Below are 21,884 nucleotides of genomic sequence, written 5' to 3' on the forward strand. Positions count from 1 at the left end.
TCGACCCCAAGGAGGTCTACGTCGTGAGTGAGCCCCGCGTCCTGCGCAACTTCGTCGGTGGTGCCTACACCGATGCCCGCGGTGAGGCCAGGCAGGACATCACCAACCCGGCCACGGGCGCCGTCGTGGCGAGCGCCGCGGTGAGCAACGAAGCCGACGTCGACGCGGCATACGCCGCAGCGAGCACGGCGTTCGGCGAGTGGGGTCGCACGACACCGAGCGAGCGGCAGCAGGCCCTCCTCCGCCTTGCCGACGCGATCGAGTCCAGGGCGGACGAGTTCGTCCACCTCGAGGCCGAGAACACCGGCAAACCCCACGCGCTCACGGCGAGCGAGGAGATGCCCCCGGCGATCGACCAGGTGCGCTTCTTTGCCGGGGCTGCCCGCATCCTCGAGGGACGTGCCGCGGGGGAGTACATGGCGGGGCACACGTCCTGGGTCCGTCGCGAACCCATCGGTGTCATCGGCCAGGTCACCCCGTGGAACTACCCGTTCATGATGGCGATCTGGAAGATTGCGCCGGCGCTCGCGGCCGGCAACACGGTGGTGCTCAAGCCGAGTGACACCACTCCCGAGACGACCCTCCTGCTGGCCGAGATCGCCTCCGAGTTCCTGCCGGCTGGCACGCTCAACGTCGTCACGGGCGACCGGGGAACGGGGCGCCTTCTCGTCGAGCACCCCACTCCCGCAATGGTTTCCATCACCGGATCGGTGCGGGCCGGTGCAGAGGTCGCGGCCAGTGCGGCACCCCAGGTCAAGCGGGTCCACCTAGAGCTCGGTGGCAAGGCGCCAGTCATCGTCTTCGACGACGCCGACATCGAGGCGGCCGTCGAGGGCATCGCGGTCGCCGGCTACTTCAACGCCGGGCAGGACTGCACGGCCGCGACGCGCGTGCTCGTGGGACCACGCATCCACGACGACTTCGTCGCCGCCTTGGGCGACTACGCGCGCACCAACGCCAAAGTGGGTATGCCGGACGATCCGGACGCGCTCCTGGGTCCGGTCAACAACGTGGCCCAGCTCGAACGGGTCAGCGGCTTCATCGATCGGCTCCCCGATCACGCGTCCCTCGTGGCTGGAGGGCATCGCGTTGCCGGCCTCGGCGAGGGCTTCTTCCTCGAGCCGACCGTGCTCTCCGGTCTGCGTCAGGACGACGAGCAGATCCAGAACGAGATCTTCGGCCCGGTGATCACCGTCCAGTCCTTCACCGACGAGGCCCAGGCCCTGCAATGGGCCAACGGCGTCGACTACGGACTGGCCTCCTCGGTGTGGACCAAGGACTTCGGCCGGGCCATGCGGATGAGCGCTGCCCTCGACTTCGGCTGCGTGTGGATCAACACCCACATCCCCATCGTCGCGGAGATGCCGCATGGTGGCTTCAAGCGCTCCGGCTACGGCAAGGACCTGTCGATGTACGGGTTCGAGGACTACACCCGGATCAAGCACGTCATGGCCAACATCGAGAGCTGAGCGGACCGCGCACTCCCACCCACCTCGCAGGAGAGACCGATGAACGAACGGACCCCCATCACCCCCATGCAGGCCGCGTTCCTGCGCGGCGTGTTGAGTCGGCGCAGCCTGGTGCTCGGTTCTGCCGGTCTGGGCGTCACCGCACTGGCTGCGTGTGGCTCGGCAGGCAAGAGCCCCAACGCCGGCTCGTCCGCGTCCGTCACGCCGACTGCCAAGGCTGCGGAGGACCTGTCCGCCACGGAGAAGCTGGTCAACTGGTCGAACTGGCAGCAGTACATCGATGTGTCGGATGACGAGAAGAGCCGTCCCACGCTCGATGCCTTCACCGCAGCCACCGGCATCAAGGTCAACTACACCGAGGACTACAACGACAACGACGAGTTCTACGCCAAGGTCCGTCCGCTCCTGGACGGCGGCAAGGACACGGGTCGAGACGTCTGGTGCTCGACCGACTGGATGGTTGCCCGGTTGATCCGACAGGGTTATGTCCAGCCGCTCGACAAGGCGAACATCCCGAATGCCAAGAATCTCGAAGCCAGCTTCCAGGATGTGTCGTTCGACCCGGGACGCAAGTACTCCCTGCCCTGGCAGGCCGGGTTCGCCTGTATCGGGTACAACACGAAGGCGACGGGCGGCAAGAAGGTCGAGTCCATGACCCAGCTGCTCACGGACCCGTCGCTCAAGGGCAAGGTCACTTTGCTCTCGGAGATGCGCGACTCTGTCGGCCTCGTCCTGCTCGAACAGGGCAAGGACCTGTCCAGCTTCACCGCGGCCGACTTCGACGCCGCGATCGAGATGATCCAGAAGGCGAAGGACGCCGGTCAGATCCAGAAGTTCACCGGCAACGAGTACACCGATGGCCTCACTGCCGGTGACATCGCGGCCTGCGTCGCCTGGTCCGGTGACGTTGCCTCGCTCGGCCTCGATGCGCCCGAGCTGGGCCTGACGTTGCCCTCGGCCGGCTACACCCTGTGGTCGGACAACTTCGTGATCCCCGCCATGGCAAAGCACAAGACCAACGCCGAGAAGCTCATCAACTACTACTACGACCCTGCGGTCATGGGCGAGGTCGAGGCCTGGGTCAACTACATCTCGCCGGTCGCGGGAACGAAGGAGGCCGTCGTGGCGATCGACGCCAGCCTCGGCGAGAACGAGCTGATCTTTCCCTCGGCGGAGACGCTGTCCAAGGCCAAGAAGTTCCGTGATCTCTCCGCCGAGGAGGAGTCCACCTTCACGCGGCAGTTCACGGACTTGGCGACGGGCTGATGGCGACGGAGAGCTCCGGGAACCTGCGGCTGTCGGGGCTGGCGAAGCACTTCGACACGTTCACGGCGGTCCACCCGATGGACCTGGAGATCCCGCAGGGCTCCTTCTTTGCCCTGCTCGGTCCGTCGGGATGTGGGAAGACCACGACCCTGCGGATGGTGGCCGGTCTGGAGCAACCCAGTGCGGGTCAGATCTTCATCGGTGACACCGACATCACCGACATCAAGGCCTACCGTCGCAACGTGAACACGGTGTTCCAGTCGTACGCACTGTTCCCGCACCTCAACGTGTTGGACAACGTGGCGTTCGGCCTGAAGAGGCGCGGGGACAAGGGCGCGACGACCAAGGCCCTCGAGGCCCTGGACCTCGTGCAGCTCACCAACGTCGCAAAGCACAAACCGGCGCAGCTCTCAGGTGGCATGCAACAACGGGTTGCCCTCGCGCGGGCCGTGGTCAACCGACCCGACGTGCTGCTGCTCGACGAACCGTTGGGAGCCCTGGACCTCAAGCTGCGTCGCCAGATGCAGGTCGAGCTGAAGCAGATCCAGACGTCGGTCGGCCTCACGTTCATCCACGTGACGCACGACCAGGAGGAGGCCATGACCATGGCCGACACCGTCGCCGTGATGAACCACGGGCGGATCGAGCAGATGGGTGCCCCGGCCGAGCTCTATGACCTGCCGAAGACCGGGTTCGTCGCGAACTTCCTCGGCCAGTCCAACCTCGGGATCGGCCCGATCACGGGCCGCGATGGAGATCTCCTCGTCGCCGAGATCGACGGATCCAAAGTGAGCATCCCCGTGTCGCGGTCCACGGTGGCCAGTGGCGATGTGATGTTCGGAGTGCGGCCCGAGAAGGTGCGTATCTCCAGAGAGCAGCCGAAGGGCGTGGGGAGCGACCTGAAGGCCACAGTCGTCGACGTGTCCTTCACCGGTGTGGCAACCCAGTACCTCGTGAAGACGGCGAGCGGCAACACCTGGAGCGTCTACGAGCAGAATCTGGACGTGGATCCGATCGACCTTCGTCCGGGTGACGAGGTCTGGCTGGCCTGGGACTCGGCCCATGCGTTCGGTGTCCCTGCCACCGACGCACCCGAGGCCGCGAGCGCTCTCGAGGAGATCTGATGGCTGACGTCGCACTGGGTGGTGCACGCGCAGTCGAGCCGGTGCGACGTGGTCGTTGGGTGCCCTATGCCCTTCTCGCTCCGGGGCTGCTCTGGTTGGCGGTGTTCTTCGTGGCGCCAATGCTCACGCTGGGGTCCCAGTCGCTTCAGGAAGGCAACGTCGACGAGGGCTACACCTTCACCGGCAACGTGGCCATCTACTCCGAGGCCATCCAGCGCTACTGGCCGCACCTGGTGCGATCGATCGGTTATGCGGGCACCGCCACGGTCCTCGCGCTGATTCTGGGCTACCCGCTGGCCTACTTCATGGCTCAAAAGGCGGGGAGGTGGAAGAACATCCTGCTCGTGCTCGTGATCGCGCCGTTCTTCACCAGCTTCCTGATCCGCACGCTGGCCTGGCGCAACATCCTGTCCGATGACGGCCCGGTGGTGGCGCTCGCCCGGTCCACGGGTTTCACGAGCCTGTTGCAGGCTGTCGGCCTCACCGGCAACGACGACCTGCTGGCATCGAAGTTCGCTGTCATCTGCGGACTGACCTACAACTTCCTGCCGTTCATGATCCTGCCGCTCTATGCGTCGCTCGAGCGTCTGGACGGTCAGCTCCTCGAAGCGGCGGGCGACCTCTTCGCCTCTCCCGCGGAGGTCTTCCGTCGAGTGACGTGGCCGTTGTCGCTGCCCGGGGTCGTGGCTGGCACCCTCCTCACGTTCATCCCGGCCGCGGGTGACTTCATCAACTCGCGCCTCCTTGGCAACACCGAGACGGTCATGATCGGTCAGGTCATCGACAGCCAGTTCCTCCGGGTGCTGGACTATCCGCTGGCCGCCGCGCTCTCCTTCATCCTGCTGACGATGATCGTCGTCCTGGTCGCGGTCTACGTGCGCCGGGCCGGCACCGAGGAGTTGGTCTGACGTGGCCGTTCTCGCGTGGGTCCGTCGGCACCTGCTGGCATTCGTGGCGCTCGTCGTGCTGCTCTACCTGCTCATCCCCAACGTGGTGGTGGCCGTGTTCTCCTTCAACGACCCAGTGGGCAAGTTCAACTACAACTGGTCGCGGTTCTCCACCGACGCATGGACCAACCCCTGTGGCTCGCCCGGGATCTGCGAGTCACTGGGACTGAGCCTGAGGATCGGGGTGACAGCCTCCGTCATTGCCACGATCCTGGGCACGATGGTCGCGCTGGCCCTCGGGCGTTACCGGTTCCGGGGACGTTCTGCGACGAACCTGCTCATCTTCGTCCCCATGGCCACTCCCGAGGTGGTCATGGGCTCCAGCCTGCTCACGCTGTTCCTCATGCTGGGTGTCCCCCAGGGCGGCAAGGCAATCCTCATTGCCCACATCATGTTCTGCCTCTCCTTCGTGGTGGTGGCAGTCAAGGCGCGCGTGGCGACGCTCGACCCACGACTCGAGGAGGCAGCCGCGGACCTCGGGGCCTCTGCGATCCAGACCTTCCTGCGGGTCACGTTGCCCCTCGCTGCACCCGGCATCGCCGCGGGCGGGCTGCTGGCCTTCTCGCTGAGTTTTGACGACTACATCATCACCAACTTCAACGCGTCACCCAGCTCGATCACCTTTCCCATGTTTGTGTGGGGGGCCTCCCAGCGAGGAGTGCCAGTGCAGGTCAACGTCATCGGCACCGTGATGTTCTTCCTTGCGCTGATCATCGTGGTCGCAAGCCAGCTGCTCGGCGCTCGACGACGCAAGGGAGCCTGACGATGCGCATTCTCATGATCGGTGCTGGCGGGGTCGGTGATGCGGCCGCCCGCATCGCGGCCGAACGCGACTTCTTTGAGGCGTGGTTCGTCGCCGACTTCGACCTCACCCGGGCGGAGCGGACCGTGGCGGCGGTGCAGTCCCGCAACGCCGTGGAGTCGCGCTTCACGGCCCTCCAGGTCGACGCGTCGTCGGCGGCTGCGGTCTCCGAGCTCGCCGCCGAGGTGCGGGCGACCCACGTGTTCAACGCCGTCGACCCCCGCTTCGTCATGCCGATCTTCGAGGGGGCGCTCGCGGCTGGCGCCGACTACCTCGACATGGCGATGAGCCTGTCGGAGCGCCACCCGCAGGAGCCCTACGCCAGGCCCCACGTGAAGCTCGGCGACCGCCAGTTCGCCCAGCAGGAGTCGTGGGAGCAGGGCGGACGACTCGCCCTGCTCGGGATCGGGGTCGAGCCCGGCCTCTCGGACGTCTTCGCGCGGTATGCCGCGGACCACCTGTTCTCGCACATCGACGAGCTGGGAACTCGCGACGGCGCCAACCTCGTCATCCGTGACGACGAGGGCAACGAGATCTTCGCTCCCGGCTTCTCGATGTGGACGATCATCGAGGAGTGCCTCAACCCACCCGTCGTGTGGGATCGCGCCCAAGCGACGCAACCCGATGGCACGGTCGACCTCGACAGCGGCTTCTTCACCCTTCCGGCCTTCAGTGAGCCCGAGATGTTCGACTTCCCCGAGGGCATCGGTCCCGTGGAGTGCGTCCACGTCGAGCACGAGGAGGTGCTCCTCATGCCGCGGTGGGTCGAGGCCGAGCGGGTGACCTTCAAGTACGGCCTCGGCGCCGAGATGATCGCGATGCTCAAGACCCTGCACACGTTGGGCCTGGACTCGACGACGCCGATCGAGGTCAAGGGCGTCATGGTCGCGCCCCGTGACGTCGTCGCCGCGGCACTGCCCGACCCGGCGACCATCGGGCCACGCATGGAGGGCAAGACGTGCGCCGGAGTGTGGGTCACCGGCACCGGCAAGGACGGCCAGCCGCGGCGCACCTACCTCTACCACGTCGTCGACAACGCCGACTCGATGCGCGACTACGACGCCCAGTGCGTCGTGTGGCAGACCGCGATCAACCCGGTCTTGGCCCTGGAACTGCTCGCCACTGGCGTCTGGTCCGGCACCGGGGTTCTCGGCCCGGAAGCCTTCGACGCGGCACCGTTCCTCGAGCTGCTCGCTGCGCCGAAGCCGCAGGGCTACGGATCACCGTGGGGCCTGGAGGATCGATGAGCGAACCCATCGAACAGCGCCGCATCCTGGCCACGGCCATCCCCGGGCCGCGATCCCTGGCGCTCCAGTCCCGCAAGCGCGTCGCCGTGTCGGCGGGCGTGGGTACGGCATTACCGGTGTACGTGGAACGAGCCGGTGGCGGGATCCTCGTCGACGTCGACGGCAACCAGCTCATCGACTTCGGCTCGGGCATCGCCGTGACGACGGTCGGCAACGCGGCGCCGCGGGTGGTCGAGGCCGTGCGCCGCCAGGTGGAGGACTTCACCCACACCTGCTTCATGGTCACGCCCTACGAGGAGTACGTCGAGGTCTGCGAGAAGCTCTCGAAACACACCCCGGGTGAGCACGAGAAGCGTTCGGCCCTGTTCAACTCCGGCGCCGAGGCCGTTGAGAACGCCGTGAAGATCGCCCGCTCCGCCACCGGCCGATCCACCGTGGTGGTCTTCGAGCACGCCTACCACGGGCGCACGAACCTCACGATGGCCCTCACCGCCAAGAACATGCCCTACAAGCAGGGATTCGGGCCGTTCGCCGGCGACATCCATCGCGTGCCGATGGCCTATCCCTACCGCTGGCCCACCGGGGCGCAACGGTGCGCCGAGGAGGCCTTCACCGCGTTGGTCGACTCGGTCCAGGCGCAGGTGGGCGTGGGCAACGTTGCCGCGGTGCTCATCGAGCCGATCCAGGGCGAGGGTGGCTTCATCGTCCCGCCCCCCGGATACCTCACCGCCGTCGCCGACTGGTGTCGTGAGAACGGGATCGTCTTCATCGCCGACGAGATCCAGACCGGTTTCTGTCGCACCGGTGACTGGTTCGCCTGCGACGCCGAAGGGGTCGTGCCCGATCTGGTGACCACCGCGAAGGGGATGGCGGGTGGCCTCCCGCTCGCGGCGGTGACGGGACGCGCCGACCTCATGGACGCCGTCCATCCCGGCGGACTCGGCGGCACCTACGGCGGGAACCCCGTGGCCTGCGCGGCGGCGCTCGCCGCCATCGAGACCATGGAGGTCGAGGACCTGGCTGGGCGTGCCCGATCCGCAGAGGCCATCATCCGGCCGCGTCTGGAGGCGCTGTCCGACGCCCACCCCGGCGTGATCGGCGAGATCCGCGGGCGTGGCGCCATGCTCGCCATCGAACTGGTCACCGACGTGGACTCCAAGACGCCCGACGCACCTCTGGCCGCAGCCGTCCAGGCGGCCTGCGCCCAGCAGGGCCTCGTGACCCTGTCCTGCGGCACCTGGGGCAATGTCCTGCGCTTCCTCCCGCCGCTGTCGATGCCCGACGAACTCCTCGACGAAGGGCTCGACATCCTCGAGGTTGCGTTCGGTGCCGTGCTCTCCGGTCGATGACGATGAGGTTCGCTGCGGGCGCTGGGTAGGGTGACGGCATGCCTGTGAACGTCGCCTTCGAGGGTCGGTCCTATCCGCCAAGCGGTCCGTATGCCGTGAGCGCGGCTCAGATTGGCGCCTTCGCCGATGCGGTGGGCTCGGACGACCCCGTGCACCACGACGCCGAGGTCGCACAGGGGGCCGGCTACGCCGATGTCATCGCCCCTCCGACGTTCGCCGTGAGCATCACCCAGCAGTGCGACCGCGCCTACATCCTCGACCCCGAGGCCGGCATCGACTACAGCCGCGTCGTCCACGGCGAGCAGCGCTTCGTCCACCACCGCCCGATCACGGCCGGCGACGAGATCCTCGGCGAGCTCACCGTTGACTCCGTCCGGATGGCCGGCGGCCACGCCATGATCACCACGCGCACCGAGCTCACCGCCGGTGGCGAGCCGGTCTGCACATCGACGTCCACGATCGTCGTCAGAGGAGTGGAGTGACCATGAGTGTCCGCAACGCAGCAGAGACCGAAGCAGGCGACGTCTTCGGCCCCGTCATCGTTCCCGTGGGCCGCGACACCCTCGTCGCCTACGCCACCGCCTCCGGCGACCAGAACCCCATCCACCAGGACGAGGACTTCGCGAAGTCCGTCGGCCTGCCCGACGTCATCGCCCACGGCATGTGGACACTGGGCGCCGCGGGCTCGGTCGTGTCCCAGTGGGCCGGGGGAGCAGGGCGCGTCGTCGAGTTCGGGACCCGCTTCACCAAGCCCGTCGTCGTGCCCGCCTCGGGCGCCGAGGTCGTCATCGGCGGCACGGTCAAGGCCGTCGACCTCGAGACCCGTCGGGCGACCGTCGACCTGAACGTCACGGCCGAGGGCACCAAGGTTCTCGGTCGCTGCACGGCCGTCGTCCAGCTCGACTGATGCAGGAGCTCCACGACGCCCCGCTCTCCGACTACACGACGATGCGGGTGGGTGGCCCCGCGCAGCGACTCGTCATCGCCGAGTCCATCGACGAGATCGTCGACGCCGTCCGGGAGGTCGACGACGCCGACGAGCCGATGCTCGTCCTCGGCGGCGGCTCCAACCTCGTCATCGCCGACGCCGGGTTCGCCGGGACCGTGGTGAAGATCGCGACGTCCGGCATTGAGGTCGAGTCCGACGACTCGTGCGGCGGCGCCATGGTTCGCGTGGCCGCCGGTGAGACCTGGGACGACGTCGTCACCCAGGCCGTCGCGCAAGGGTGGTCGGGAATCGAAGCGCTCAGCGGCATACCCGGTTCTGCGGGTGCCACGCCCGTGCAGAACGTCGGCGCCTACGGGCAGGAGGTCGCGCAGACCATCGCCCGTGTGCGCGTCTTCGACCGCCAGAGCCAGAGCGTCCGGACCCTGAGCGCGTCCGAGTGCCAGTTCACCTACCGCCACTCGTTGTTCAAGTCGAGCAGCCAGCTGGTCGTGCTCGACGTGACCTTCCAGTTCAAGGTCGCTGACCTGTCGCAGCCGATCGCCTACGCCGATCTTGCTGCTGGACTGGGCGTCGAGGTGGGGGCACGCGTGCCGCTGGCAGACGCGCGGGAAGCGGTGCTCGAGCAGCGCCGCCGCCGCGGGATGGTCCTCGACGCGGCCGATCACGACACGTGGAGCTGTGGTTCTTTCTTCACCAACCCGATCATGTCGGCGGCCCGCTTCGAGGCTCTGGAGTCGCGGGTGCGCGCCGAGCTCGGTGACGACGGCCCGACCCCGCCGCGCTTCCCGGACGAGAGTGGCGCCGTCAAGACGAGTGCAGCGTGGCTCATCGACAGGGCGGGTTTTGGAAAGGGCTTCGGTATGCCGGGCCCAGCCGCCCTGTCGACGAAGCACACGCTCGCCGTCACCAACCGTGGGTCGGCGACGGCGGCAGATGTCGCGGCGCTGGCCCGTCAGGTGCGCGACGGGGTGCACGACCGGTTCGGGGTCATGCTGGTCAACGAGCCGGTCCTCGTCGGCCACGACCTCTGAGAGGACGCACATGAAGACGCTCACAATGCAGGTGCGCACGGGCGGCGAGGACGTGGTCCTCGACCTCACCGACCGGTGCGCGGACTTCGTGAGCGAGTGCGGCGACGGACTGCTCCACGTCTTCGTCCCGCACGCGACCGCCGGCATCGCGATCATCGAGACCGGGGCAGGGTCCGACGACGACCTGCTTGCGGCGCTCGCCGACCTCCTGCCGGCCGACGACAGGTGGCGCCACCGGCACGGCACCCCGGGCCACGGGCGGTCACACGTCATGCCGGCGCTGGTTCCGCCCTACGCGAGCGTCCCCGTCGAGGGTGGCCGCCTCGCCCTCGGCACGTGGCAGAGCATCTGCCTGGTCGACCTCAACGTCGACAACCACGACCGCAGCGTCCGGCTCGACTTCCTCGCCGGTTAGCGGCCGCGAGGGGGCAGAGCGTGCAGCTCGAGGTCGGTGATGGCTCCACCACCGACCGTGCACGTCAGGTAGGTGCAGTGTGGTTGGCTGCGCCGGTCGGTGGGCGACCCGGGGTTGAGCAGGCGCAGCCCCGCGTGCTCGGTGTCCCACGGGATGTGACTGTGCCCGAAGACGAGCACGTCGAGCTCGGGGTGTGCCGCACGCATGCGCTCTCGGCGCCGCGCCTTGCCGCCCGTCTCGTGGACCACGCCCCACACCAAGCCGCCCAGCTCCACCGTGGCCACCTCGGGGAGGCGGCGGCGCAGCTCGGGTCCGTCGTTGTTGCCCCACACGCCCACGAGACGAGTCGCTCTCGCCTCGAGGGCGTCCAGCAGGGCTGGGCTCATCCAGTCCCCGGCGTGCACGACGACGTCGGCCGCGTCCACGGCCGCCCACACCTGCGCCGGCAGGTCGCGGGCGCGAGCCGGCACATGGGTGTCTGCCAGGAGCAGCAGCCGCAGTGCCGAGCCAGCATGGGGGCCCGGGTCAGTCGTCGAGTCGGTCAAGATCGGTCAACGCCTCCTCCCAGCGGCGCTGCCGCTCATCACCATCCTGCTCCCACCACGGGGTCCCTCGCTCCCCGAGCCCGTGCTTGGCAAGGTCCACCCGCCGACGTGCCGGAGCCGGGTCCTCCCCTGCTCGGGTCGCCGCCTTCACCCCTGAGCGACCTCGCCCCAGGTGCGACAACAGTCTCTGCGCGACCTCGGCAGGCAGCTCGGGGTCCTGCCGCCGCCAGCGGCGATCGTGCACCACCAGCCAGCGGTCCGGGTGGTCCTCGGCGCCGGTCAGGGACTCAGGCACGAACGGGTTCTTCCGGTTCGGCACCGACAGCCCGCGATGCGGCATACGAAGGCTCACGCAGCCGTGCCCACAGCGGATGGGTCCACGTCCCGGCTGGAGGGTGACCGACGGGGTCGTGGCGTCGGGTGCAGTCGGCGTCCGTCCACGTGATCTGGAGCCGGCCCCGCTCGTGCCACGGTCGGCCGGGCGCCGAGACGAGGAGGCGATAGGCGGCCGGCGGGTCGTCCCCCACGGTCAGCGGGTCGAAGCGCAGCAGGAGCGGACCCACGGGGGTGCTCAGCGGGAGGAGGGTGCTGAGGGGGCCGTGGTCACGTCGACCGCGCACCGTGAGCACGTGGCGGGTCAGCACGCCGGTGCCCGTGGACGCGACGAGCACGTCCCCTGCGGCAGGACCCTGAATCCGCACGGCGAGGCCCTCGAGGTCGGGTCCCTCACGCATCCCGGTGGCCCGCGACCAACGGACGAGGCAGGGGTGCGGTCCGGGCTCGTCCAGCAGCACCACACCACTGCGACCGACGGGCTCCATCGTCAACGACCCGATGCCGCAGAACCCGACCGGATGCAGCGCGCGGGTGCCGCGCAGCCGGGCGGCCACCCCGAACGTCGCGGCGAGCACCTGTCCGCCCACCCGGGCGGCCAGGTCCACAAGCCGGGGGCCCGGATCCTGGGCTCGGTCTCGGGCCGCTGACTCCACGGCGCTGGTCGGAGATGTGGACATCACCCCAACATAGGTGCCACCACCGTTCCCCGGTAGGAGCTGAGCCGTGCTTCAAACGGCCTCGGTGCCCGGCTCCGTGTCCGAGAACTCCAGCAGCCGAGCCACTTCGTACTGCGTCTGGAGACGTGACCCGAAGATCAGCGGGTCATCGGCTCCGTGGGCCGTCCCTTCGCACCAGCGGTTCCGAGAGTGCCTTTGCTTCCGTATCCGAAGCAAGCCGTCGCTCAGCCGTGACCTCAGGCCACGTCCTCTTGTTCTGGGGACCCACCTCGCCCCGGCGTCGGTCGCGGCGCGTACCACTGCGGCTCGGGCCCCTTGCCGACGAAGAACTCCCGGTGCCACCACCACTTCGGCGGGTTGATCACGGCTTCTGTGTCGTGGTGTGCGGGGAACCGTCGGCTTCCGTCGCGCACACGCGCCAGCAACTCGGTGAGCGGCCAGGACCCGGGCTCCACGACCGTGGCCGCGACGGTTCCCGCGTCACTGTCCGCACGCGTCACCAGCGCCAGGGCGAAGCCCGTGCCCTCGAGAGCCTCCACCACGTCGTCCAGACGGAGACTGCCGGCTGACGACTCCAGGCGGGCGATGGCCACGGGTGGCCGCCCACGCACCGCTGCGTAGGCCCGCTGCGACAAGCCCAGCCGTCGGCGATGGGCGCGCAGCGCCAGCCCCACGGCGTCGGCGACCGTGAGTCTGCGGACCGCGTCGTCGAGCTCGGCCTGCCGAATCGCTGCTCTTCGTTCGGGAGTCATGACCCGACGGTGGGCGATCCCGGGTCCACCCCGCCAGGGGCAGTCACCATTCTGTGGACAACCATCCACCCTCGCGCCCCTTGTGGACGAACCCCACTCCTTCGCTTCACCCGCTGGAGCAAAGACACTCCCCATTGCTACTCATCTCGGAGCAAATGGGGTGTCCTTGCATCGCCCACGGGAGCAAATGGGGGTGTCTTTGCATCGCAGGGTGAAGCAAAGGCACGTCTGGGGGCGACGCCGCACGAGGTCCGGGCGCAGGCCCGATTCGCTCAGATCGAGCTGCTCGGCTCGGCTGCCAGCCAGGCATCGATGTCCGCGTATGCCGTGTCCCGCACCGCTGTTGGCGCTCGCGAGGCTCGCAGTGATCCGCGCGCCAGGTCGGCCAGCTCCGTGTCCGAGAACTCGAGCAGCCGGGCCACTTCGTACTGCGCCTGCAGCCTTGAACCGAAGATCAACGGGTCATCGGCCCCCAGCGCCACGGTTGCCCCCGCGTCGACGAGCTGCCGCAACGGCACGTCCTCGAGCTCGTCATAGACCCCCAGGGAGAGGTTGCTCCCGGGGCACACCTCGAGCGCCACACCATCGGCCACCACCCGGTCCAACGTCCGCGGATCCTCGACCGACCGCACCCCGTGTCCCAGCCGGTCAGGCTGCAACGACGTCAACGTCCGCTCCACGGCGTCGGGTCCCAGCAGCTCGCCCGCATGCGGCACCAGGACCAACCCCGCACGCCGAGCAATGGCGAACGCCGCCGCAAAGGACTCCGTCTCGCCGCGCCGCTCGTCGTTGCTCAGGCCGAAGCCCACAACGGCACCCGGCCCTTCACCGGCATACCGGGCGGCAAGGCGCGCCAAGGTGCGCGACTCGAGCTCGTGCCGCATCCGCGAGGCGGCAACGATCACGCCCACTTGGGCTGCACCGGGCTCGCGCGACACGGACGCTGCCTCGTCGAGCACGATCTCGAGGGCAGGCGTGATCCCCCCGACAAAGGGTGCGTAGGACGTCGGGTCGACCTGGATCTCGAGCCACCGCGAACCCTCGGCGCCGTCATCCAGTGCCGCCTCGCGCACGATCCGACGCATGTCGGCTTCGCCGCGCACGCAGGCCCGCGCCGCGTCATACAGGCTCTGGAAACGGAACCACCCGCGTTCGTCACGGGTCTCGAAGGTCACCGGCCAGTCGGCCTGAAGCGCAGAGGGCAGTCGCAAACCGTGCGCCGTCGACATCTCGCGCACGGTGTCGATCCGCATGGACCCGGTGAAGTGGAGGTGCAAGTGCGCCTTCGGCAGGGTCGCGAGGTCGCGCTGGGCGATCGACGTCGCGGAGATCGAGGAGGCTGAAGGGGTCGCGCTCACTCCTCGACGATGCGCATGGCCGACTCCTCGGCCGTCTCCGCATCGGCCGAGCCTTCGGCCGAGTCACCGAGGAAGTCGTCCGCAGCGTCGATGGCGTCCACGTCGTCGCCACCCACCTCGTCGGACGGCCCGTCGAGGCCGGACTCGTTGTCCGGTGCGCCATAGGCGGAGTCGGGGTCCGGCTCCTCCTGTGAGATGCGCTGGTCGATCGTCTCGCCCGCTGCCTGCTCGGACGCGGTCGTGCCCCATTCCGTGGCCCGCGACTGCTGGTCGGGGGGAGTGGCGGGGAGGTTGTCGCCCTCACTCGCATCGAGCAGGTCGGGCTCGCCGCTGCCCGCATCCACTGCGTCGTCGAGGCTCACCGAGCCCAGGTCGTCGTCGAAGCTCTCGGTTCCAGGCTGGTCGCTCATGCCTCAGCCTTGCACGCCCGAGAGCTTTTCGGCGGCGGCGAGGAGGACACAGGTCGCGACGCCGGCCATGGCGGTCTCGACCTCGGCCAGCACAGGGAAGGACGGGGCCAGGCGAATGTTGCGGTCGCGCGGGTCGAGCCCCTTCGGGAACGACGCCCCGGCGGGCGTCAGCGAGATCCCTGCGGCCTTGGCCAGCTCGACGACGCGCGACGCCGTGCCGTCGAGGACGTCGAGGTTGACGAAGTAGCCACCCGACGGCTTCGACCAGTTCGCGACCTCACGGCCAGCGAGCGCGGACTCGAGCGCCGCGTCAACGGCAGCGAACTTCGGCGCGAGGATGTCGCGGTGCCGGGCCATGTGCTCGCGGACGCCGTCGGCCGAGCCGAAGAACTGGATGTGCCGCAGCTGGTTGACCTTGTCGGGCCCGATGGAGGCGTACTGCTGGTGACCCAGGTACCAGTCCACGTTGGCCCGGGCCGCTGCGAGGAAGGCGACGCCTGCCCCGGCGAAGGTGATCTTCGAGGTCGACGCAAACATGAGCGGCCGGTTGGGGTGGCCCGAGCCCGACGCGAGCGTGATGATGTCGGCGCTCTTGGCCTCGTCCTCGGTGAGGTGGTGGAAGGCGTAGGCGTTGTCCCAGAAGATCCGGAAGTCGGGCGCGGCCGTCTCCATCGACGCCAGGGCGCTCGCGACCTCCTGCGAGCAGGTGCCGCCCGAGGGGTTGGCGTAGGTCGGGACGATCCAGATGCCCTTGACAGCAGGGTCCTTGACGAGCTCGAGCACCGCCTGGACGTCAGGGCCGTCGTCGTTCATCGGCACGCTGAGCATCTCGATGCCGTAGGACGCGAGCATCGTGAAGTGCCGGTCGTAGCCCGGAACGGGACAGATGAACTTCACGCTCTCCTCCTGCGACCAAGGCCTGGGGGAGTCGGGGCCGCCGTGCAGCAGGAGCTGGACGAGGCAGTCGTGCATCATCGTCAGGCTCGAGTTGCCGCCCGCGACGACCTGCTCCGGCTCGACCCACAGGAGGTCGGCGAACATCGTCCGCAGCTCGGGCAGACCCGACAGCCCACCGTAGTTGCGGGTGTCGGTTCCATGGGCATCCGTGAACCCCTCGGGCAACTCGAGCAGCTCGTTGCACAGGTCGAGCTGCTCGGCCGACGGTTTGCCGCGCGTCAGGTCGAGCTTGAGCCCGTGTCCCCGCAATTCGGCGTATGCCGTGCGCTGGGTTTCGAGGAAGTCCTCGAGTTCCGCGGGGGAGAGGGACGACAGGGGGGCGAGGGTGGTCTGCTCGGTCACCCGCCCATCGTTCCAGAACCCACGCGCAAGGATCACCCCATGTCACCGTGTGATCGGGGCGCGGTTTCGCGTGGGCGGGGCTCCTCCCGTATGCTGGTTCCTCGGTGATCGCACCATGATTCGTCATGCCTGTTGTCACCTCCGGAACCTCCCTCCCAGCGGGGGCGTTCCTAGGGCAGTGGCTCAATTGGTAGAGCTCCGGTCTCCAAAACCGGCGGTTGGGGGTTCGAGTCCCTCCTGCCCTGCAGGTTCAGATCATTTCGGAGAAGAGGAACTGTGACGGAAGTGGGCGAGTCCCGCGACTCTCGACGTGCGAGCAAGAGCTCGGGCGACGGTCGCAACCCCGTGTCACGGCTCTTCGGGTCTCTGGGTCTGTTCATCAGCCAGATCCTCGACGAGTTGCGCAAGGTCGTCCGACCGACGCGCAACGAACTGTGGAACTACACGCTCGTCGTCATCGTCTTCGTGACCGTGATGATGGCGCTCGTGTCCGCCCTGGACTTCGGCTTCGGCAAGCTCGTCGCCCTGGTCTTCGGCGACGGCGGCTGAGCCCTGGTCGCGTCCGAGAGGTCGCGCCCGCACCACGTTTGAACTCAACGCTGCACAGGAAGTAGGTCTGCACGTGTCCGACCACACGACGTCCGATGGCGACACTGCCGACGAGACGGCGACTCCCGAGACGCTCGCCGTCGACGAGTCCGACAGTGCTGCCCAGCGTGAGTCGCTGACTCTTGGCGACACCGCCCCCGCGTTCCTCGACACGCTCTCCGACGGTCCCCGCGACAACGTCGACACCGACGAGGCCGACACCGACGAGGCCGACACTGCGGATGAGGACGTCGACACCGACGCTCCCGCCGAGGGCACCCTCGAGGCAGCGACGACCGAGTCCGACGAGGACGGCGACGTCATCCCCACGGACATCGACCCGATCGCGGCCTTCAAGGAAGACCTCGCCTCGAAGTTCGGCGACTGGTACGTCATCCACTCCTACGCGGGTTACGAGAACCGCGTGAAGACCAACCTCGAGACCCGGATCCAGTCCCTCAACATGGAGGACTTCATCTTCGAGATCGAGGTCCCCATGGAAGAGGTCACCGAGATCAAGAGCGGTCAGCGCAAGCTGGTCCGTCGGGTCCGGATGCCCGGTTACGTCATCGTCCGCATGGACCTCACCGACGAGTCGTGGGGCGCCGTGCGCCACACGCCCGGTGTGACGGGCTTCGTCGGAAACGCGCACCAGCCGGTGCCGCTGAGCCTCGACGAGGTCTACACGATGATCAAGCCGGCCGAGCTCGAGCTTGCCGCGGCTGCTGCCGCCGGTGGCTCGTCCGCTTCCGGCGCCGGCTCCGCCTCGCAGGCCCCGGTCGTCGACTTCGAGGTCGGCGAGTCGGTCACCGTCATGGACGGCCCGTTCGAGACCTTGCCGGCGACGATCTCCGAGATCAACGCCGAGGGCCAGAAGCTCAAGGTTCTCGTCTCCATCTTCGGCCGGGAAACCCCGGTCGAGCTGTCGTTCAGCCAGGTCTCCAAGCTCTGACCGTTCGCCAGCACTGCAACCGGGTCATCGCCCAAGGCGTGGGCCCACAACCAACAAAAGGACACACAGCATGCCTCCCAAGAGCAAAAAGGTCTCCGGCTACATCAACCTGCAGATCCAGGCTGGTGCGGCGACCCCGGCTCCCCCCGTGGGCCCCGCCCTCGGTCAGCACGGCGTCAACATCATGGAGTTCGTCAAGGCCTACAACGCTGCGACCGAGCACCAGCGGGGCAACATCATCCCCGTCGTCATCACCGTCTTCGAAGACCGTTCCTTCACCTTCATCACCAAGACGCCCCCGGCGTCCGAGCTGATCAAGAAGGCTGCGGGCGTCCAGAAGGGCTCCGGCGAGCCGCACAAGACCAAGGTCGCCAAGCTGACCACGGACCAGGTGCGCGAGATCGCCGAGCAGAAGATGCCGGACCTCAACGCCAACGACATCGACGCCGCGATGAAGATCATCGCCGGCACCGCCCGTCAGATGGGCATCACGACCGACCTCAGCTGAGGTCACCGACAACGTCGGTATGCCGCCCGCTCGGGCGAGCGGGCGGCATACCGAAAAGCGTTTCGTTCACTCGAGCGAAACGCGTGGGAGGGCCAGCGCTGGCCCGCACCACAACTCCATCTCTGAATCATCAGGAGAGAACATGAAGCGCAGCAAGGGCTACCGCGCCACCGCGGAGAAGATCGACGCCGACAACGCCTACACCCCGCTCGAGGCCGTGCGTCTCGCGAAGACCGGTGCGAAGGCCAAGTACGACGAGACCGTTGAGGTCGCCATGCGTCTGGGCATCGACCCGCGCAAGGCCGACCAGATGGTTCGCGGCACCGTGAACCTCCCCCACGGCACGGGCAAGACTGCTCGCGTCCTCGTCTTCGCCAACGGCGACAAGGCCGAGGCCGCTCGCGCTGCCGGTGCTGACTACGTCGGCTCCGACGACCTGCTCGAGAAGGTCGCTGGCGGCTGGCTCGACTTCGACGCGATCGTCGCCACCCCTGACCTCATGGGCAAGGTCGGTCGTCTCGGCAAGGTCCTCGGTCCCCGTGGCCTCATGCCGAACCCGAAGACCGGAACCGTCACGATGGACACGGCCAAGGCCGTGACCGACATCAAGGGCGGCAAGATCGAGTTCCGTGCCGACAAGCACAGCAACCTCCACTTCATCATCGGCAAGGCCTCCTTCGACGAGACCAAGCTCGTCGAGAACTACGCGGCCGCGCTCGAGGAGATCCTCCGCCTCAAGCCGTCGTCCTCGAAGGGTCGCTACATCAGCAAGGCGACCATGTCGACGACGATGGGCCCCGGCATCCCGGTGGACTTCACCAAGACCCGCAACCTGCTCGGTGAGGATGGCCAGGCCGACGCCTGATCCTCCCCTCGCACACGAAGCGACCCCTGTTCTTGCGAACGGGGGTCGCTTCGTTGTTGGCTCGATGAGGTTGGCGCGAGCCGCAGTCGCGGTGCGTTCCTCGTGTGGACGACGCGGTTCGAGGCACCGACGGAGCACCGGACTGACGACACAGACCCCCCTGGGGTGGTCTGAACGACCATCTCGGCTCCCGCCCGATGGGGCCAGAGCCTTGAGTCGTCTCATAATCCGTGTGACCTGGGTTTCTCTCTGCCGCTAAGCCTTGAATCACAGGTAACCCCGGGGTAACTTCGCCAAAGCCCTGTTGCACCGTCGCCTCGGGTTCCACATCCCGCGGTGACGATTCCCGGCCATGCAACGGGGCTGGAGAGAGGTGTTGCATGGGTGTCGCCATTGAGGTCCAAGGACTGACGAAGTCCTTCGGATCCCAGAAGATCTGGGACGACGTCACCCTCACCCTCCCGGCGGGCGAGATCTCGGTCATGCTGGGCCCGTCCGGAACCGGCAAGTCCGTCTTCCTCAAGACGCTCGTCGGCCTGCTCAAGCCCGACAAGGGCTCGATCGTCATCAACGGCGACGACCTGGTCACCCTCAGGGAGCGCGACCTCTATGAGGTGCGCAAGCTCTTCGGCGTGCTGTTCCAGGACGGTGCGCTCTTCGGGTCCATGACCCTCTACGACAACGTCGCGTTCCCGCTGCGTGAGCACACCAAGAAGTCCGAGTCCGTCATCCGCGGCATCGTCCTCGAGAAGATGGACCTGGTCGGTCTCACCGGTGCCGAGGACAAGTTGCCCGGCGAGATCTCGGGCGGCATGCGCAAGCGCGCGGGCCTGGCCCGAGCGCTGGTGCTCGACCCCGAGATCCTGCTCATCGACGAGCCCGACTCGGGTCTCGATCCGGTGCGCACGTCCTACATCAACCAGTTGTTCATCGACCTCAACGCACAGATCGACGCGACCTTCCTCATCGTCACGCACGACATCAACACCGCCCGCACCGTCCCGGACAACATCGGCCTGCTCTATCACCGCCACCTCGCGATGTTCGGGCCTCGCGAGATGCTGCTCAGTTCCGAGGAGCCCGTGGTCCGCCAGTTCCTCAACGCCCAGACCATTGGTCCGATCGGGATGTCCGAGGAGAAGGACGCTGACGAGCTCGCGTCCGAGTCCGGGCAGGAGCTGCCGCCGCTGCCCCCGATCCCGCTGCAGCTCAGGACGAGCGATGGTTCGGCCCGTGCGGCGGAGAAGGCACCGGGGGACTGGTGCCGGGCCAACAACGTCACGCCGCCGCCAGGATCCTTCCTGTCCGGCAACGCCGGCGTCCCCGGTGTCTCACAGTCCGTCGCCCCCGCCCAGGCCGTCGCCCCCGCGCAGGGGGCCACGACATGAACGTCATCACGGGTCCGCTCAAGCAGGCTGGCGCGCTCTTCGCCCTTGCCCTCGACGTCCTGATCGCCCTGCCCAAGCGGCCGTTCCAGACCAAGGAGTTCATCCAGCAGAGCTGGTTCATCGCCTCGGTGACGATCGTCCCCACGGCCTTGGTGTCGATCCCCTTCGGTGCGGTCATCGCCCTCCAGCTCGGCACCCTCACCCGCCAGCTCGGGGCCCAGTCGTTCACCGGCGCCGCCAGCGTGCTCGCCGTCGTGCGTGAGGCCTCGCCGATCGTCACGGCTCTGCTCATCGCGGGCGCCGGTGGTTCGGCGATCTGTGCAGACCTCGGCTCGCGCAAGATCCGTGAGGAGCTCGACGCGATGGAGGTGCTCGGCATCAGCCCGATCCAGCGTCTCGTCGTGCCTCGTGTCCTCGCGACCATGCTCGTGGCGGTGCTCCTCAACGGGCTCGTGTCCGTCGTCGGTGTGGGCGGGGGCTACTTCTTCAACGTCGTCATCCAGGGCGGGACGCCGGGCGCCTATCTCGCGTCGTTCACTGCGCTCGCGCAACTGGCCGACCTCTGGACGTCGGAGATCAAGGCTCTGCTCTTCGGTGCCGTCGCGGCGATCGTCGCCTCCTACAAGGGACTGACGGCGGGTGGCGGACCCAAGGGTGTGGGCGACGCGGTCAACCAGAGCGTGGTCATCACGTTCATGTTGCTCTTCGTCATCAACTTCGTGGTCTCGGCGATCTACTTCCAAGTCGTTCCCCAGAAGATCTGATGGGGAGCCGACGATGAGCCGCACCAAGGACCTGATGGCGCGCCCGGGCAGGGCGCTCGACAGCCTCAGCGACCAGATGCACTTCTACGTGCGTTCGATCGCGTGGAGCCCGCGCACGATCCGTCGCTACAAGAAAGAGATCCTCCGACTGCTCGCCGAGGTCTCCTTGGGCAGCGGCGCGCTCAGTGTCATCGCCGGCACGGTCGGCGTTCTCACCTTCATGGCCTTCTTCACCGGCAGCCAGGTCGGGTTGCAGGGCTACTCATCCCTCAACCAGCTCGGGACGGGAGCCTTTGCCGGCTTCCTCGCCGCCTACCTCAACACCCGCGAGATCGCCCCGCTCGTCGCGGGCCTGGCCCTGGCCGCGACGGTCGGCTGTGGCTTCACCGCGCAACTCGGTGCCATGAGGATCTCCGAGGAGGTGGACGCACTCGAGGTCATGGGCATCCCGTCACTGCCCTTCCTCGTGACCACGCGCATGATCGCGGGCTTCATCGCCGTCATCCCGCTCTACGTCATCGGTCTGCTGTCCTCGTACGCCGCGACGAGATTCATCGTCACCGACTACTTCGGGCAGTCCAAGGGCACCTACGACCACTACTTCCATCTGTTCTTACCGCCGATAGACATCCTCTACTCGTTCCTCAAGGTCCTCGTCTTCGCGGTGATCATCATCCTGATCCACTGCTACTACGGCTACACCGCGAGCGGTGGACCGGCCGGTGTCGGCGTCGCTGTGGGCAAGGCCGTGCGCACATCAATCGTCGCCGTCAACCTCGTCGACTTCTTCTTCTCCCTCGCGGTGTGGGGCGCGACGACCACAGTGAGGATTGCGGGTTAGCC

Annotated in this window: 25 protein-coding genes and 1 tRNA gene; 19 read left to right on the forward strand and 7 right to left on the reverse strand. The window is 67.7% G+C overall.

Features of this window, described 5'->3' with window-relative positions; genetic code table 11:
• Positions 1–23 precede the first annotated feature (23 nt).
• Genes ACFQRE_RS12160 through ACFQRE_RS12210 form a run of 11 tightly spaced genes read left to right on the forward strand, consistent with a single transcriptional unit; the run spans position 24 to position 10,599 of the window.
• The gene (locus tag ACFQRE_RS12160) at positions 24–1,469 is read left to right on the forward strand and encodes a gamma-aminobutyraldehyde dehydrogenase (RefSeq protein WP_380122623.1); all 1,446 of its coding nucleotides are present in this window, start codon (positions 24–26) and stop codon (positions 1,467–1,469) included.
• 39 nt (positions 1,470–1,508) lie between these two features.
• The gene (locus ACFQRE_RS12165; protein ID WP_380122626.1) at positions 1,509–2,735 is read left to right on the forward strand and encodes a polyamine ABC transporter substrate-binding protein; all 1,227 of its coding nucleotides are present in this window, start codon (positions 1,509–1,511) and stop codon (positions 2,733–2,735) included.
• Positions 2,735–3,859: an ABC transporter ATP-binding protein gene (locus ACFQRE_RS12170; RefSeq protein WP_380122628.1), complete on the forward strand. Its 1,125-nt coding sequence runs from the start codon at positions 2,735–2,737 to the stop codon at positions 3,857–3,859. The genes ACFQRE_RS12165 and ACFQRE_RS12170 overlap by 1 nt, the downstream gene beginning before the upstream one ends.
• On the forward strand, positions 3,859–4,767 hold the full coding sequence (locus tag ACFQRE_RS12175) for an ABC transporter permease (protein WP_380122630.1): 909 nt from the start codon (positions 3,859–3,861) through the stop codon (positions 4,765–4,767). The genes ACFQRE_RS12170 and ACFQRE_RS12175 overlap by 1 nt, the downstream gene beginning before the upstream one ends.
• Before the next feature lies 1 nt (position 4,768).
• Entirely contained in the window at positions 4,769–5,569 is an 801-nt protein-coding gene (locus ACFQRE_RS12180) for an ABC transporter permease (protein WP_380122633.1), read from the forward strand.
• Between the two features lie 2 nt (positions 5,570–5,571).
• Entirely contained in the window at positions 5,572–6,855 is a 1,284-nt protein-coding gene (locus ACFQRE_RS12185; RefSeq protein ID WP_380122635.1) for a saccharopine dehydrogenase family protein, read from the forward strand.
• Entirely contained in the window at positions 6,852–8,204 is a 1,353-nt protein-coding gene (gabT, locus tag ACFQRE_RS12190) for a 4-aminobutyrate--2-oxoglutarate transaminase (protein WP_380122637.1), read from the forward strand. Before ACFQRE_RS12185 ends, gabT begins: the two co-directional genes overlap by 4 nt.
• Before the next feature lie 38 nt (positions 8,205–8,242).
• Entirely contained in the window at positions 8,243–8,686 is a 444-nt protein-coding gene (locus tag ACFQRE_RS12195) for an FAS1-like dehydratase domain-containing protein (protein WP_380122640.1), read from the forward strand.
• 2 nt (positions 8,687–8,688) lie between these two features.
• On the forward strand, positions 8,689–9,111 hold the full coding sequence (locus ACFQRE_RS12200) for a MaoC/PaaZ C-terminal domain-containing protein (protein WP_380122642.1): 423 nt from the start codon (positions 8,689–8,691) through the stop codon (positions 9,109–9,111).
• On the forward strand, positions 9,111–10,184 hold the full coding sequence (locus ACFQRE_RS12205) for a UDP-N-acetylmuramate dehydrogenase (RefSeq protein ID WP_380122644.1): 1,074 nt from the start codon (positions 9,111–9,113) through the stop codon (positions 10,182–10,184). Before ACFQRE_RS12200 ends, ACFQRE_RS12205 begins: the two co-directional genes overlap by 1 nt.
• A 10-nt stretch (positions 10,185–10,194) precedes the next feature.
• Positions 10,195–10,599, forward strand: a complete 405-nt coding sequence (locus tag ACFQRE_RS12210) for a secondary thiamine-phosphate synthase enzyme YjbQ (RefSeq protein WP_380122647.1) — start codon at positions 10,195–10,197, stop codon at positions 10,597–10,599.
• Here the strand turns inward: ACFQRE_RS12210 and ACFQRE_RS12215 are convergent.
• The 7 genes from ACFQRE_RS12215 to ACFQRE_RS12245 form a co-directional block, all read right to left on the reverse strand.
• On the reverse strand, positions 10,596–11,144 hold the full coding sequence (locus ACFQRE_RS12215) for a metallophosphoesterase family protein (RefSeq protein WP_449274548.1): 549 nt from the start codon (positions 11,142–11,144) through the stop codon (positions 10,596–10,598). The two genes, ACFQRE_RS12210 and ACFQRE_RS12215, sit on opposite strands and share 4 nt — an antisense overlap.
• On the reverse strand, positions 11,125–11,439 hold the full coding sequence (locus tag ACFQRE_RS12220) for a 2-polyprenylphenol hydroxylase (protein WP_380122649.1): 315 nt from the start codon (positions 11,437–11,439) through the stop codon (positions 11,125–11,127). Before ACFQRE_RS12220 ends, ACFQRE_RS12215 begins: the two co-directional genes overlap by 20 nt.
• Positions 11,432–12,157 carry a phosphodiesterase gene (locus ACFQRE_RS12225; protein WP_380122651.1) on the reverse strand — a complete coding sequence of 242 codons (726 nt, stop codon included), beginning with the start codon at positions 12,155–12,157 and terminating at the stop codon, positions 11,432–11,434. Before ACFQRE_RS12225 ends, ACFQRE_RS12220 begins: the two co-directional genes overlap by 8 nt.
• A 236-nt stretch (positions 12,158–12,393) precedes the next feature.
• Entirely contained in the window at positions 12,394–12,909 is a 516-nt protein-coding gene (locus tag ACFQRE_RS12230; protein ID WP_380122653.1) for a helix-turn-helix domain-containing protein, read from the reverse strand.
• 272 nt (positions 12,910–13,181) lie between these two features.
• Positions 13,182–14,267 (reverse strand): adenosine deaminase, encoded by a 1,086-nt coding sequence (locus ACFQRE_RS12235; RefSeq protein ID WP_380122655.1) that lies wholly within the window; start codon positions 14,265–14,267, stop codon positions 13,182–13,184.
• Positions 14,264–14,677: an adenosine deaminase gene (locus tag ACFQRE_RS12240; protein ID WP_380122657.1), complete on the reverse strand. Its 414-nt coding sequence runs from the start codon at positions 14,675–14,677 to the stop codon at positions 14,264–14,266. The genes ACFQRE_RS12235 and ACFQRE_RS12240 overlap by 4 nt, the downstream gene beginning before the upstream one ends.
• A 3-nt stretch (positions 14,678–14,680) precedes the next feature.
• Complete coding sequence (locus tag ACFQRE_RS12245; RefSeq protein ID WP_380122659.1) at positions 14,681–15,976, reverse strand: aminotransferase; 1,296 nt, start codon at positions 15,974–15,976, stop codon at positions 14,681–14,683.
• Between the two features lie 172 nt (positions 15,977–16,148).
• On the opposite strand from ACFQRE_RS12245, the gene ACFQRE_RS12250 reads away from it, so the two are divergent.
• From ACFQRE_RS12250 to ACFQRE_RS12285, 8 genes are all read left to right on the forward strand, one after another.
• Positions 16,149–16,221, forward strand: a tRNA-Trp gene (locus ACFQRE_RS12250).
• Between the two features lie 31 nt (positions 16,222–16,252).
• Positions 16,253–16,525: a preprotein translocase subunit SecE gene (gene secE / locus ACFQRE_RS12255; RefSeq protein ID WP_380122661.1), complete on the forward strand. Its 273-nt coding sequence runs from the start codon at positions 16,253–16,255 to the stop codon at positions 16,523–16,525.
• 73 nt (positions 16,526–16,598) lie between these two features.
• The gene (gene nusG, locus ACFQRE_RS12260) at positions 16,599–17,516 is read left to right on the forward strand and encodes a transcription termination/antitermination protein NusG (RefSeq protein ID WP_380122663.1); all 918 of its coding nucleotides are present in this window, start codon (positions 16,599–16,601) and stop codon (positions 17,514–17,516) included.
• A gap of 70 nt (positions 17,517–17,586) precedes the next feature.
• The gene (rplK, locus tag ACFQRE_RS12265; protein WP_380122666.1) at positions 17,587–18,024 is read left to right on the forward strand and encodes a 50S ribosomal protein L11; all 438 of its coding nucleotides are present in this window, start codon (positions 17,587–17,589) and stop codon (positions 18,022–18,024) included.
• A gap of 142 nt (positions 18,025–18,166) precedes the next feature.
• On the forward strand, positions 18,167–18,889 hold the full coding sequence (gene rplA / locus ACFQRE_RS12270; RefSeq protein ID WP_380122668.1) for a 50S ribosomal protein L1: 723 nt from the start codon (positions 18,167–18,169) through the stop codon (positions 18,887–18,889).
• Between the two features lie 380 nt (positions 18,890–19,269).
• Positions 19,270–20,277: an ABC transporter ATP-binding protein gene (locus ACFQRE_RS12275; protein WP_380122670.1), complete on the forward strand. Its 1,008-nt coding sequence runs from the start codon at positions 19,270–19,272 to the stop codon at positions 20,275–20,277.
• Positions 20,274–21,041, forward strand: a complete 768-nt coding sequence (locus ACFQRE_RS12280) for an MlaE family ABC transporter permease (RefSeq protein ID WP_380122672.1) — start codon at positions 20,274–20,276, stop codon at positions 21,039–21,041. Before ACFQRE_RS12275 ends, ACFQRE_RS12280 begins: the two co-directional genes overlap by 4 nt.
• A 13-nt stretch (positions 21,042–21,054) precedes the next feature.
• Positions 21,055–21,882, forward strand: a complete 828-nt coding sequence (locus ACFQRE_RS12285) for an MlaE family ABC transporter permease (protein WP_449274549.1) — start codon at positions 21,055–21,057, stop codon at positions 21,880–21,882.
• Positions 21,883–21,884: the final 2 nt, after the last annotated feature.

The sequence above is a fragment of the Knoellia pratensis genome (genome assembly GCF_042666395.1).
GTDB lineage: Bacteria > Actinomycetota > Actinomycetes > Actinomycetales > Dermatophilaceae > Knoellia > Knoellia pratensis.

What these genes read in the sequence shown, in the direction of transcription:
- rplA (WP_380122668.1), top strand. Translation starts at nt 18,167, where the DNA reads ATGAAGCGCAGCAAGGGCTACCGCGCCACCGCGGAGAAGATCGACGCC.
- ACFQRE_RS12165 (WP_380122626.1), top strand. Translation starts at nt 1,509, where the DNA reads ATGAACGAACGGACCCCCATCACCCCCATGCAGGCCGCGTTCCTGCGC.
- ACFQRE_RS12170 (WP_380122628.1), top strand. Translation starts at nt 2,735, where the DNA reads ATGGCGACGGAGAGCTCCGGGAACCTGCGGCTGTCGGGGCTGGCGAAG.
- ACFQRE_RS12225 (WP_380122651.1), bottom strand. Translation starts at nt 12,157, where the DNA reads ATGTCCACATCTCCGACCAGCGCCGTGGAGTCAGCGGCCCGAGACCGA.
- ACFQRE_RS12240 (WP_380122657.1), bottom strand. Translation starts at nt 14,677, where the DNA reads ATGAGCGACCAGCCTGGAACCGAGAGCTTCGACGACGACCTGGGCTCG.
- ACFQRE_RS12175 (WP_380122630.1), top strand. Translation starts at nt 3,859, where the DNA reads ATGGCTGACGTCGCACTGGGTGGTGCACGCGCAGTCGAGCCGGTGCGA.
- ACFQRE_RS12230 (WP_380122653.1), bottom strand. Translation starts at nt 12,909, where the DNA reads ATGACTCCCGAACGAAGAGCAGCGATTCGGCAGGCCGAGCTCGACGAC.
- ACFQRE_RS12280 (WP_380122672.1), top strand. Translation starts at nt 20,274, where the DNA reads ATGAACGTCATCACGGGTCCGCTCAAGCAGGCTGGCGCGCTCTTCGCC.
- ACFQRE_RS12195 (WP_380122640.1), top strand. Translation starts at nt 8,243, where the DNA reads ATGCCTGTGAACGTCGCCTTCGAGGGTCGGTCCTATCCGCCAAGCGGT.
- ACFQRE_RS12200 (WP_380122642.1), top strand. Translation starts at nt 8,689, where the DNA reads ATGAGTGTCCGCAACGCAGCAGAGACCGAAGCAGGCGACGTCTTCGGC.
- ACFQRE_RS12210 (WP_380122647.1), top strand. Translation starts at nt 10,195, where the DNA reads ATGAAGACGCTCACAATGCAGGTGCGCACGGGCGGCGAGGACGTGGTC.
- ACFQRE_RS12185 (WP_380122635.1), top strand. Translation starts at nt 5,572, where the DNA reads ATGCGCATTCTCATGATCGGTGCTGGCGGGGTCGGTGATGCGGCCGCC.
- ACFQRE_RS12275 (WP_380122670.1), top strand. Translation starts at nt 19,270, where the DNA reads ATGGGTGTCGCCATTGAGGTCCAAGGACTGACGAAGTCCTTCGGATCC.
- ACFQRE_RS12285 (WP_449274549.1), top strand. Translation starts at nt 21,055, where the DNA reads ATGAGCCGCACCAAGGACCTGATGGCGCGCCCGGGCAGGGCGCTCGAC.
- ACFQRE_RS12205 (WP_380122644.1), top strand. Translation starts at nt 9,111, where the DNA reads ATGCAGGAGCTCCACGACGCCCCGCTCTCCGACTACACGACGATGCGG.
- rplK (WP_380122666.1), top strand. Translation starts at nt 17,587, where the DNA reads ATGCCTCCCAAGAGCAAAAAGGTCTCCGGCTACATCAACCTGCAGATC.
- gabT (WP_380122637.1), top strand. Translation starts at nt 6,852, where the DNA reads ATGAGCGAACCCATCGAACAGCGCCGCATCCTGGCCACGGCCATCCCC.